At 68.6% G+C, this 11,931-nt stretch carries 9 protein-coding genes; 6 read left to right on the top strand and 3 right to left on the bottom strand.

The window, feature by feature from the left end; genetic code table 11:
* Positions 1-150: 150 nt before the first annotated feature.
* The 3 genes from D7W79_RS12845 to D7W79_RS12835 all read right to left on the bottom strand — a co-directional run bounded on the left by D7W79_RS12845 (position 151) and on the right by D7W79_RS12835 (position 3,866).
* The gene (locus D7W79_RS12845) at positions 151-2,160 is read right to left on the bottom strand and encodes a zinc-ribbon domain-containing protein (protein ID WP_147441907.1); all 2,010 of its coding nucleotides are present in this window, start codon (positions 2,158-2,160) and stop codon (positions 151-153) included.
* A gap of 9 nt (positions 2,161-2,169) precedes the next feature.
* Positions 2,170-2,526, bottom strand: coding sequence for a ComEA family DNA-binding protein (locus D7W79_RS12840; RefSeq protein WP_120525661.1), 357 nt, complete (start codon positions 2,524-2,526; stop codon positions 2,170-2,172).
* A gap of 62 nt (positions 2,527-2,588) precedes the next feature.
* The gene (locus D7W79_RS12835) at positions 2,589-3,866 is read right to left on the bottom strand and encodes an aspartate kinase (RefSeq protein WP_120525660.1); all 1,278 of its coding nucleotides are present in this window, start codon (positions 3,864-3,866) and stop codon (positions 2,589-2,591) included.
* Between the two features lie 145 nt (positions 3,867-4,011).
* On the opposite strand from D7W79_RS12835, the gene hutH reads away from it, so the two are divergent.
* From hutH to D7W79_RS12805, 6 genes are all read left to right on the top strand, one after another.
* A complete protein-coding gene (gene hutH / locus D7W79_RS12830) occupies positions 4,012-5,538 on the top strand; it encodes a histidine ammonia-lyase (RefSeq protein WP_120525659.1) in 1,527 nt (508 codons plus the stop codon).
* Positions 5,539-5,634: 96 nt separating this feature from the next.
* Positions 5,635-6,720, top strand: a complete 1,086-nt coding sequence (locus D7W79_RS12825; protein ID WP_120525658.1) for a serine hydrolase domain-containing protein — start codon at positions 5,635-5,637, stop codon at positions 6,718-6,720.
* Between the two features lie 2 nt (positions 6,721-6,722).
* Positions 6,723-8,108, top strand: coding sequence for a serine hydrolase domain-containing protein (locus D7W79_RS12820; protein ID WP_120525657.1), 1,386 nt, complete (start codon positions 6,723-6,725; stop codon positions 8,106-8,108).
* Positions 8,109-8,217: 109 nt separating this feature from the next.
* A complete protein-coding gene (gene sbnA / locus D7W79_RS12815) occupies positions 8,218-9,177 on the top strand; it encodes a 2,3-diaminopropionate biosynthesis protein SbnA (protein ID WP_208729718.1) in 960 nt (319 codons plus the stop codon).
* A gap of 21 nt (positions 9,178-9,198) precedes the next feature.
* Complete coding sequence (gene sbnB, locus D7W79_RS12810) at positions 9,199-10,212, top strand: 2,3-diaminopropionate biosynthesis protein SbnB (protein ID WP_120525655.1); 1,014 nt, start codon at positions 9,199-9,201, stop codon at positions 10,210-10,212.
* Positions 10,213-10,255: 43 nt separating this feature from the next.
* Positions 10,256-11,923 (top strand): cyclic peptide export ABC transporter, encoded by a 1,668-nt coding sequence (locus D7W79_RS12805; protein ID WP_120525654.1) that lies wholly within the window; start codon positions 10,256-10,258, stop codon positions 11,921-11,923.
* Positions 11,924-11,931: the final 8 nt, after the last annotated feature.

Below are 11,931 nucleotides of genomic sequence, written 5' to 3'. Positions count from 1 at the left end.
CACCCTCCCAACCCCGAGTCCTCGACGCCCGGGGACAAAGCAAGGCGCGTGCCTGGACGTTCAGAGGGACTTCAGGGCGAGAGAGCCAGCAAGCCCCTGGGAAGGACTGGAGTTTCTCCAGGGTGAGACGGAGGTGATCCGGTCAACGCTTCAGGGCGCGTCTCCGGCGGCGGGGAGCTGGGCGAGCATTCGCTTCGCCAGCTCGTGCTTGGGATTGAGCGCCAGCAGCTCGTTCAGCAGGTTGCGGGCCGTGTCCGGGTCGTTCTGGCGGAGGGCCAGCCGGGCTCCCAGGAAGTAGGGCCGCAGGAAGGTCCGGTCCTGGGTGCGCAGCGCGGCAAGCTCCTCGGAGACGGCCTTGAGGGTGGCGGCGGGAGAGCCGGAGCTGAGGGCGAACTCGGCGCGGGCCACGATGCTCCAGGACGGCGTGAGCTCCGCCTGGCGCAGGCGCTCCGCGAGGCCCAGGGCGTTGGAGGCGCCCGTCACCGCGGCGTGGAGGGACTGGGCCTTGAGGCGCGCGGCGACGGTGGCGGCGGGCTCCACGTCCGGAGCGGCCCGGAGGGTCTCCACCAGGGCCTCCAGCACCTTGCGCCGCTCGGTGATGTCCGTGCGCAGCGGCTTCATGGCGCGCTCGGCCTCGCTCATCTCCGCGCGGAGGGCGTTCGCCTGGCCCATCCAACCGGGCGACGACCTCGCGGAGGTCACCTCGTCGAGCTGCCGCTTGAGCAGGTCCGTCTGGATGCGCAGCTGGTCGAACTCCGCGTGCAGGTCGCTCAGCTGGAGGGTGTAGGCCACGGCCAGCTCGGCCTGGACCTCGGCGTACTTCGGGTGAGCCGTGGCCAGGCCCTGGAGGTCCTGGATGGCCTGTTCGCGCGACGCCGCGTCATCACGGCGCAAGGACTTCACCGCGGCGTCCTTCTTGTCCACGGCCTCCTCGGGCATGGCCGAATTGCGGTCGCGGAAGGCGGGATACGCCAGGTACCCGGCCAGGGTGATGCCCGCGAGCACCGCGAGCACGAGGAGCACCCGGCTCAGCGTGGAGGACCGGCTGTCGCCGTCCTCGATCACCACGGAGCCGGTGCGGGAGGCGCCGAGCAGCTCCGGAGGCAGGTCGCTGGAGGGCTTCCGCGAAGGAAGGGGCCGGTCCAGGCCACTCCCAAGCAACGATGCGTTGGGAGACGGCGCGGCGGCCTTTGAAGGCTCGGTGCGAGCGAAGGGCGCGTCGTCGTCGGGCAGGGAGACGGTCGCGGTCGGCGCACCCGTCGCCCAGGGCGCGTCGCCGTGGCCGTCCGGAACGAGCTTGGGCCGCGAGCCGCTGGCGGCGGACCAGGGCGGAGTCCCCGAGTCAGCGGACGGAGAGATGTTCTCGAAGGAGCGGGAACTGGGCGCGGCGGGTTCCGAAGGACCGGACACCGCGCCGAACGCCTTCGTCGAGCCACCCGGTTCGACCCCACCGTCGGGCGCGGCCGTGGATCCGGAGACCGCGCCGAACGCACGAGTCGAGCCACCGCTCACGTCGGCGGCACCCGGAGCAGGAGGCCCCGACACCGCGCCGAACGCACGCGTCGAATTCCCCGCCGCCGAAGCGCCCGGCTCCGAGAGACGGAACGAACCCGAGGACGACGCGGAGACAGCACCGAACGCGCGCGTGGTTCCGCCAGGAGCCGCGCCCTGCCCCGCTTCCTGCGCCGTCGACGCCACGGGAGGAGCCCCCACGCCGGACCCCACCGCGCCGAAGGCACGTGTGGTGCCCATCGCCGGAGGCTGCGTGCCGGACGCTGCGGGCGCCACCGGAGGCCGGGACGGCGCCGCGACCGGCGCGATGGAAGGAGGCGGAGGAATCACGCCGGACGAGGCCAACGCCCCCGAAGGCGGCGTCGGCTGCGGAACGAAGGAACCGGACGCCGTGGTCGAGCCCGCGAACAGGTTCGTGGACTTCAGGTTGACGCCGCTCTCACCGCCGAAGATCTGCGTCGACGACGGCGCACCGGCCCGGTCTCCCCCACCCGCGGGAGGAATCTTCGGCGCGGGGGCCATGACGCCAGTGGGCGAGGCCATGAACACGTGGCCACACCGCGTGCACTGCACCGAAGCGCCGCCAGGCGGCAGGAGTCGGGCATCCAGCACGTACTGCATCGAGCATTGCGGGCAGGCGATCTGCACCGGCCGTCCTTACCACACGCTCCCATTGGCCGCCGCCGCGTCCAGCACGGTGGTTGCCCGGAGGGTCTCCAACTTGGCAGCGCCCACGCCGGGCACCGCGTCCACGTTCTCCCAGCTCACGAACCGGCCCTGCTCCTCGCGGGCGGACACCAGCCGTCTGGCCAGGTCACGACCCACACCGGGCACCAGGGCCAGCTCGGACTCGGAGGCGGCGTTCAGGTCCAGCTTGAGCCCCAGCGCGAGCGCCTGGCTCCCCGTGGGCACCGTCCCCGGGCCACAGGTGGCGAGGCCCGCCGGGTCCAGCCGCACGGCCTCCGGCGGGCAGTCGAGCGAAGGGCGCGAGTCCGGCCACCGCGCCCGGGCCATGAAGCCCAGGGCGAGCAGCCCCAGCGACAGCGCCGCGAGCGCGGACGTGCGCCCGAACCGCCTCAGGCCTTCTGCCCCTTCAGCGCGTCCACCTCGGACACGGTGGGGTTGGCCGTCACGGGGGGCGGCGCGTCCAGCCCGAAGGCCGTGTGCAGCGCGCGCACCGCCAGCTCCGTGTACTTCGTGTGGATCACGCAGGAGGTCTTGATCTCCGACGTGGAGATGAGCTGGATGTTGATGCCCTCCTGGGAGAGCGTCTGGAACATCTTCGCGGCGACGCCCGAGTGGTTGCGCATGCCCACGCCGACGATGGACACCTTGGCGATGGCGTCATCGACCTCGATGCCCGTGGCGCCCACCTCCTGCGCGGCCTGCTTCACGACCTCGTGGGCCTTGGCGAAGTCGGACTTGGCGACGGTGAAGGTGACGTCGGTGCGCCCGTCGCGGGACGGGTTCTGCACGATGAGATCCACCACGATGTGCTTCGCGTCGAGCGCTCCGAAGAGCTTCGCCGCGGTGCCCGGCTGATCCGGCACGCCGACCACGGTGATCTTCGCCTCGTTCCGGTCGTAGGCGACCCCTCGAACCAGCACGTCCTCCATGGATGCGTCCTCCTCGCAGACGAGCGTGCCCGGATCCTCGGTGAAGGAAGACTTCACCCACAGGGGCACCTTGTACTTCATGGCGAATTCGACCGAGCGGATCTGCAACACCTTGGCGCCCAGGCTGGCCAGCTCCAGCATCTCCTCGTAGGTGATGCGGTCCAGCTTCTTCGCGGCCGGGCACACGTTGGGGTCGGTGGTGTAGACGCCGTCGACGTCCGTATAGATTTCACACGCGTCGGCCTTGAGCGCAGCGGCCAGCGCGACGCCCGTCGTGTCGGACCCGCCGCGGCCCAGCGTGGTGACGCTGCCCGTCTCGTCCACGCCCTGGAAGCCGGCGACGACGACGATCTTCCCCTGCTTCAGCGCGGCGCGGATGGGCTCCGCGTCGATGCTCTTGATGCGCGCCTTGGAGAAGGTGCTGTCGGTGACGATGCGCACCTGGTGGCCGAGGAAGCTCACGGCCTTCCCGCCCTGCGCCTGGATGGCCATGGCGACCAGGCCGATGGACACCTGCTCGCCGGTGGCGACGACGACGTCCTGTTCGCGCTCGTCGGGCCGGTCGGTGATCTGCGACACGAGCTTGAGCAGGCGGTTGGTCTCGCCGGACATGGCGGACACGACCACCACGACGTCATGGCCGGCCTTCTGGGCGGCGAGGCAGCGGCGCGCGACGTTCTTCATGCGCTCGGTGTCACCCACCGAGGTACCGCCATACTTCTGGACGATGAGGGCCACGGGGCTTGCGACCTCCCTGCACGGACGCGCGCAGGCTATATGAGCGCCGGGGCCTGGGTGTAAAGGGCCCTCAACCTGCCTGCCGCGAATCCGCTAGCGTTCGTGGCCCAACGACTTCAAGCCGCTTTTCCGGAGTAGCCCGAACATGTCCCGCCCCCGCCTCCTCATCGATGGTGACACCCTGAAGCTGGAGGAGATCCTCCAGGTCTCCCGCCACGAAGTCACGGTGGAGCTCGCCCCCGAAGCCGCGCAGCGGGTGCAGGCCTCCCGGACGTTGGTGGACCGGGTGGCGGCCGGTGACACGCCGTCATACGGAATCAACACCGGCTTCGGCACGCTGGCGGAGGTGCGCATCGACCGGAAGGACCTGCGCGACCTGCAGCGCAACCTCATCCTGTCGCATGCGTGCGGCGTGGGGAATCCGCTGCCTCTGCCGGAAGCGCGCGTCCTGCTGCTCCTCCGCGCCAACGTGCTGGCGAAGGGCTTCAGCGGCATCCGGATGGAGACGCTGAGCCTGGCCATCGACATGCTGAACCGGGACGTGGTGCCGGTGGTCCCCGAGCGGGGAAGCGTGGGCGCGTCCGGAGACCTGGCCCCGCTGGCGCACCTGGCGCTGGTGTTGATTGGCGAGGGCGAGGCGTTCTTCGAGGGCGTGCGGATGCCGTCGAAGCAGGCGCTGGAGAAGGCGGGCCTGAAGCCGGTGGTGCTGGAGGCGAAGGAAGGCCTGACGCTGATCAACGGCACGCAGGCGATGTGCGCCGTGGGCACGCTGACGCAGCTGCGAGCGGAGCTGCTGGCGGACGTGGCGGACATCGCGGGAGCGATGACGGTGGAGGGCCTGCTGGGCAGCCACAAGCCGTTCCTGCCGGAGATCCATGCGGTGCGGCCGCACGCGGGCCAGAAGGCGGTGGCGGAGCACCTGCGGCGCATCCTGAAGGGCAGCGAGCTGGTGGAGACGCACGTCAACTGCAGCAAGGTGCAGGACCCGTACAGCCTCCGGTGCATCCCGCAGGTGCACGGCTCCGCGCGAGAGGGATTGGCGTTCGCGCGTCGCATCCTGGAGGTGGAGGTGAACAGCGGGACGGACAACCCGCTGGTGTTCCCGGACACGGGGAACATCATCTCCGGAGGCAACTTCCACGGTCAGCCCATCTCGCTGGCGATGGACGTGGTGGCCATGTCGCTGACGCAGCTGTCGTCCATCAGTGAGCGCCGCGTGGAGCAGATGGTGAACCCGTCACTGTCCGGACTGCCCGCGTTCCTCGCGAAGAACAGCGGGTTGAACTCCGGGTTCATGATCGCCCAGGTGACGGCAGCGGCCCTGGTGGCCGAGTCGCGCATCCTGAGCCACCCGGCCTCCGTGGACTCCATCCCCTCCTCCGCGGGCCGCGAGGACCACGTGTCCATGGGCATGACGGCTGCGCTGAAGGGGCGTCAGGTGTCTGAGTTCACGCGTTCGTGTCTGGCGATTGAAGTGCTGGTCGCGGCGCAGGCGCTGGACTTCCGTCAGCCGGTGAAGCCCGGCAAGGGCGTGCTGGCAGCGTATGAATTGGTGCGCAGCAAGGTTCCGCACATGGACCGCGACCGCGAGCTGCATCACGACATCTCCGCGGTCACGGCGCTGGTGGAGTCCGGGGCGATTCGCGAGGCCGTGCGGTCCGCCACCGCGTAACGACATTTGTAATCACCCTCCCGCAATAGAGGGGGCTCCTCGACGTATCCGGGACGCTGGGCCACCCTGGGTCCGTCCCCAACGTCGAGGAGCCACATGTCCGTGAGTCCCCTGAAGCAGCGCTGCCTGGCACTGTTGGCCAGCCTTTGCTGTGCGCTCCCAGCGCACGCGGGCGAGGCAGGGATTCAGGAGCAGGTTCGCAAGTTCGCCGCGGACACCCACTTCAACGGTGTCGTCCTCGTGGGCCAGCGCACGCGCGCGGATTACGTAGAAGCATTCGGGGTCAAGAACGCTGAAGCGAAGGAGCCCCTGAAGCGGAACAGCCGCTTCTTCGTGGGCTCCGTGAGCAAGTGGCTCACGTCCATCGTGGTCCTGCGGCTGGTGGATGAAGGGAAGCTGTCGCTCGACGAGCCCATCCTCACCTATCTGCCGGAGTACCGCGCGGACACCGGGAAACAGCTCACGCTGCGGCATCTGATCAGCCATGGCAGCGGCCTGCCCAATGGGCTCATGGACGCGTTCAAGAAGGATCCGAGCATCGAGAGTGAGACGCGACCCCAGGCCGAAGCCGTGGCCCGGTATGCGAGCGGGGACCTGGTGTTCACGCCGGGCACTCGCTTTGATTACAACATCACCAACTGGATTCTCGTGCAGGCCATCCTGGAGCGAGTCTCCGGACAGACCTACGCGCAACTTGCCCAGCGTCTTGTATTCAAGCCCCTACGCATGGCGGACAGCGGCATCGCGGCGGGCGAAGCCGGAAACGTTCCGAACCTCGCCCTGGGATACCGGTCGCTTGAGCCCAAGGTGGAACGTCGCATCTACACGCTCCCGAACTACCTCGTGACGGGGGGCGGCTTCTACAGCACCGCCGACGACATGCTGCGTCTGAACCATGGCGTGCTCTCTGGAAAGCTTCTGTCTCCCGCATCCAGGAAGGCCCTGCTGACCGTCGAGCGTCCCGAGTCCTCCTACGCCCTGGGTGGCCGCGTCCGGACCTACAAATCCACGGGACAGACCGTCGCGACGAACGACGGAACGAGCGGTGCCTACCGCACCGTCTCCTGGCGTGTCCTCGATGACGGCCGCACCGTCATCATCCTGAGCAGTCTGCGGCCGGATGACTCAAAGCTCTTCGCCCTCACCGAATCCATCCTGGGGCTTCCGAGCACCGAGAACTGATCATGAACCTTCAACGATGGGGCCTGCTGCTTCTCCTGGGATGGACGCGGCTGGCATGGGCCGCGCCCGACAAGGTGGATGCATTCCTTCGCGCGGAGATGGCTCGCAATCACATCCCTGGTGCCGCGGTCGCCGTGGTCCGAGATGGCAAGGTCATCAAGGCCGCGGCCTACGGCACCGCGAACCTGGAATGGAACGCACCGGCCAGCACCCGCACCGCGTTCCAGATTGCCTCCGGCACCAAGATGTTCACGGCGGTGTTGCTGATGGACTTCGTGGGTCAGGGAAAGCTGCGGCTGGAGGACCGCGTCTGCCAATACATCTCCGACTGCCCCGCGGCCTGGAAGGACATCACGCTGCGCCACCTCGCCAGCCACACGTCCGGGATGAAGCCAGGGCCGGTGAACGCCGATGTCTCCAGCGTCGCGGTCGCCATCGAGGCAGCGAAGAAGGTCCCACTGGCGTCGGCACCGGGTGAGAAGGCGGCTTACGGTTCGGACGACTTCGTCCTTCTCACCCAGGTGCTGGAGAAGGTGGGCGGTGCGCCCTACCCGCAACTCCTTCGCGACCGCGTCTTCACGCCCCTGGGAATGACGAACAGTGGCTTCGACCGAGCCATTCTCACCGAGGATGACATTGTCCTGACCAGTGACGTTGTCCCAGAACGCTCAGCGACCTATCAGTGGCGCACCGACCACCAGCAGCAATACTGGTTCGTGTATCCGCATTACACGCTGGCGGCCGGTGGCCTGTTCTCATCCGTCACGGACATGTCCCGCTTCGTCGCCGCGCTGATGAGCGACAAGTTCTTGAGCGCGGACCTGCGCTCCGCCATGTGGACGCCGCCCACCCTCAATGACGGCAAGCCCAGCGGCTTCGCGGTGGGCTGGACCGTGGGTCGTTATCGGGGACGTCCCGAGGTGGGCCACAGCGGCGGCCCGGCGCTCTCGGACACGGTCTACTACCCGGACGACAAGCTGGCCGTGGTCGTGCTGACGAACCAGCGGAAGCTGGTCCCCAACCTCGCGCACGGTGTAGCGAACTTCTACCTGTCGCCCCCGGCATTCCTGAGCGATCCCGGCATCACCGATGCCACTCCGGAGCGGACGCAGGCTTTGAAACAGCTCCTATCGAAGCTGCTCGCAGGCAAGGCGGACGCCCGCCACTTCGCCGGAACCGCGAAGGACGCGCTCGCGGACCTGAACGAGTGGCTGCCCATCCAACTCGGCGCACTGCCACCGCTGAGCCGGCTGATCCTGCTGGAGGACTCCGCGGATCACCTGACACGGACCTACCGCGCCATCCACGGAAAGGACCAGACGCTCCGCTGGTTCGTTCGCTTCGACGAGGCTGGCCAGATTGCCGAAGTGGAGCCTCGCGACGAGTGACATCTTTGGTCACTCCAGCCCGGGCTTTGTGACATGAAATGCTACTATGTCACGGAATTCCAGCCAATGTTGACTTCCAAGCATTGAGGATCTATCGGTAGCACTCACCGTGCTACCACAACCCCTCCTCGAGCGTATTTCCGCGCTGCAGCTCGTCCTGAAGGAAACCCCCACGGTGCGGCTGCCGTGGGAGGGACTGGACCTCCACGCGAAGCTGGAGGGTCAGAACCCGGTGGGCAGCCTCAAGGACCGGCCGGCGCTGTGGGTCCTCAAGCGCGCCGCCGAGCGGGGGCTGCTGCACGAGGGCTCCACCATCGTGGAGTCCTCCTCCGGCAACTTCGCGTCGGCCCTGGCCACGTACGCGAAGCTGCTGGGGCTGAAGTTCATCCCGGTCATCGACCCGAACATCACGCCCGGCTACGAGTCCTTCCTTCACCGCACGTGTGATCAGGTGGTCAAGGTCACCGAGCGCGATGACATGGGGGGCTACCTGAAGACCCGCCTGAACAAGGTGCGGGAGCTCTGCGGCAGCATCGAGGGCGCCTTCTGGCCCAACCAGTACGGCAACCCCGACGTCATCGAGGCGCACTACTGGCTGACGGGCGAGGAGATCCGCCGGACGTTCCAGCGGCTGGACTACGTCTTCATCGGGGTCAGCACGGGCGGCACCATCGCGGGGGTGTCCCGCCGGCTCAAGGAGGTGTTCCCCTCCATCCGCGTGGTCGCCGTGGACGCCCAGGGCTCCGTCATCTTTGGCGGGACCGCCGGCAAGCGCTACATCCCCGGCATCGGCGCCAGCGTGCGGCCGGAGCTGGTCAACCACGCCCTCATCGACGACGTGGTGCTGGTGCCGGAATACGAAACGGTGCAGTGCTGCCGGGAGCTGCTCCTGCAACACCACCTGCTGGTGGGCGGCTCCTCGGGTTCGTGCTTCGCGGCGGTCAAACGCTACCTGCCCCGCTTCCGCGAGCTGGCCACGCCTCCCACCGTCCTGTTCCTGTGCGCCGACCGCGGCACGGCCTACCTGGACACCATCTTCTCCCCCTCCTGGGCCGCGCGCTTCTCCTGAGTCCCCGCGCGGCAAGCCCCCATGAACTTCCCCTTCCACGTCATCACCGGCAAGACCGTCCACTCCATCATCCAGGGCGCGCCCCAGGAGTGCGTGGACCGCGTGCGGGACGCCTACCTCACCCACGAGCAGAAGCAGTCCGTCAACCCGGACAGCTACTTCCTGCGCTTCCCGGAGCGGCCTCGCGACCGGATCATCGCGCTACCGGCCTACCTGGGCGGCGACACGAACGTGTCCGGCATCAAGTGGATCGCCAGCTACCCGGACAACGTCGCGAAGGGCTTCCCCCGCGCCTCGGCGGCGCTCCTGCTCAATGACTGCGAGACGGGCTACCCCTTCGCGTGCCTGGAGAGCTCCATCATCTCCGCGGCGCGGACCGCGGGCTCCGCGGTGCTGGCGGCGGAGTGGCTCAACGGCCGGCGGCGCCAGGTGCGGCGGCTGGGCATCGTGGGCAATGGCCTCATCGCCCGCTACATCTACAACTTCCTCATGGAGCTGGGCTGGGAGGTGGACGAGGTCCTGCTGCACGACCTGGTCCCCGCGGAGGCCGAGCGCTTCGCCCGGGAGTCGGTCCGGCCGGCGCGCCATGGCGCCATCCGCTGCGAGAAGGAGCTGGAGACCGTGGTGCGCTCCAGCGACCTGCTCGTCCTGGCGACGGTCGCCGGGACGCCCTACATCCGCGACGCGAGCCTGCTGGCGCACAACCCCATCGTCCTCAACATCTCCCTGCGGGACCTGGCCCCCGAGCTGCTCCTGGGCTCGCACAACATCGTGGACGACGTCGAACACGTCATGAAGGCCAACACGTCGCCCCACCTCGCGGAGCAGCTGAGCGGCGGGCGGGCGTTCGTCACGGGCACGCTCGCCCAGCTCATGCTGGGCCGCTGCCAGGTGGACCGCACCCGGCCCATCATCTTCTCGCCCTTCGGACTCGGCGTGCTGGACCTGGCGGTCGGCAAGTGGGTCTACGACGTCGCCGTCGCGCGTGAGGAACACGTCGCGGTGAACGACTTCTTCTGGGAACTCACCCGCTGACGTCCCATCGCGCGCGGGAGGAAGGCCTCCTTCCGCCGCCTTCGTGGCGGTGACTCGCCGCAGGCCCTCCATGCTCTCCCTGCTGTCGCTCCTGTTGCGTCGCTCCCGGACGTCGATGATCGCCATCGCGGTCACGGGCATCTTCTCCGGCCTGTGCAACAGCGCCCTGCTGGCGTTGATCAGCCATGCGCTGGGCACGGACCAGTCCACCCTGAAGACGATGCTCGCGGGCTACGTCGCCCTGAGCGTGGGCGTGCTGGTGGGCAACACCGTGCCGGAGCTGCTGCTGGCGAAGGTGTCCCGGTCCATCACCGCGGAGCTGCGCCTCAAGCTGGGCCGCAGCATCCTCGCGGCGCCCTACCGGCGCCTGGAGGTCATCGGCAAGGGGCCCGTCCTGGCGGCCCTCTCCCAGGACGTGCAGGCCATCGTCAACATCGCCTCCAAGATCCCCGGGCTCGTCGTGTGCACGACCATCGTGTTCGGCTGCCTGGGGTACATGGCGTGGCTGTCGCCCCGCGGGATGATGCTGGTGCTGCCCGCCATGGGCCTGCTGGTGGTCTTCTACTTCTTCGCGACCCGCAAGATGGTCCCCCTGTGGCGCGAGGAGCGCGACACCCAGGACGACCTGTTCCGCGAACAGCAGCAGGTGCTGGACGGAATCAAGGAGCTCAAGCTCCACGGCCCGCGCCGGCGTGAGTTCATGGAGGAGGACTTCGCGCCCGCCGTGGAGCGCGTCCGGCGCAAGGGCATGCAGGCGGCGGTCAGCGCCGCGCTGCTGGGCAGCTTCGTGCACTTCTTCACCTGGCTGGTGCTGGGCGTGATGCTCTTCGGCGTCTTCGCCCTCAGCGCGCACGACTCCGACGCCACGCGCGGCTACGTGCTGTCGCTGATGTACATGTGGGGGCCGTTCCGGGGGCTGCTGGAGGACGTGGGGCGCTGGCCGCAGGTGAGCATCGCGCTGGACAAGCTCCAGCAGCTGGAGCTCTCGCTCACCGAGTCGCATCCCGAGGAGATGGCCCCCACCGCCCCGCTGGCCCTGCCCGCCGACGGGCGCCAGGAGGTGGTCGTCGAGTCGGTGACGTACGCGTTCAGCGACTCGGCCGAGGACGCGTTCCGCGTGGGCCCCATCGATCTGGCGCTGCGCTCCGGGGAGCTGGTGTTCGTGGTGGGCGGCAACGGCAGCGGCAAGACGACGATGGCCAAGCTGCTCACCGGGCTCTACGCGCCCCGGTCCGGGCGGCTCTTGTGGAACGGAGTCCCGGTGACGGACCAGAACCGGGACGCGTACCGCAACACCTTCGGCGCCATCTTCACCGACTTCCACCTCTTCGAGAACCTGCGCGGCGTGGACCCCGCCCACCTCCAGGGCCGCGTGCAGGAATACCTGCGGCTGTTCGAGCTGGACACGAAGCTCCAGGTCGTCAACGGGCGCTTCTCCACGACGAGCCTGTCCACCGGCCAGCGCAAGCGCCTGGCGATGGTCGTCGCGCTCCTGGAGGACCGGCCGTTCTACCTGTTCGACGAATGGGCGGCCGACCAGGACCCCGAGTTCCGCGAGGTCTTCTACCGCCGGCTGCTTCCGGAGCTGGCCGCGCGGGGCAAGGGCGTGCTCGTCATCACGCACGACGACCGCTACTTCCACCTCGCGCACCGGGTCATCAAGCTGGAGCTGGGCAAGACCGTCGCGTCGGCGCCCGCTTCGGCGGCGTGAGTCTCCCG

The organism is Corallococcus exercitus (genome assembly GCF_003611585.1).
Classification (GTDB): domain Bacteria; phylum Myxococcota; class Myxococcia; order Myxococcales; family Myxococcaceae; genus Corallococcus; species Corallococcus exercitus.
This window is presented reverse-complemented; position numbering and strand designations above follow the sequence as displayed.

Bases quoted from the DNA above. Each gene is read 5' to 3' on its own strand.
- D7W79_RS12825 (WP_120525658.1), top strand. From the start codon at position 5,635: ATGTCCGTGAGTCCCCTGAAGCAGCGCTGCCTGGCACTGTTGGCCAGC.
- D7W79_RS12840 (WP_120525661.1), bottom strand. From the start codon at position 2,526: ATGGCCCGGGCGCGGTGGCCGGACTCGCGCCCTTCGCTCGACTGCCCG.
- hutH (WP_120525659.1), top strand. From the start codon at position 4,012: ATGTCCCGCCCCCGCCTCCTCATCGATGGTGACACCCTGAAGCTGGAG.
- D7W79_RS12820 (WP_120525657.1), top strand. From the start codon at position 6,723: ATGAACCTTCAACGATGGGGCCTGCTGCTTCTCCTGGGATGGACGCGG.
- sbnB (WP_120525655.1), top strand. From the start codon at position 9,199: ATGAACTTCCCCTTCCACGTCATCACCGGCAAGACCGTCCACTCCATC.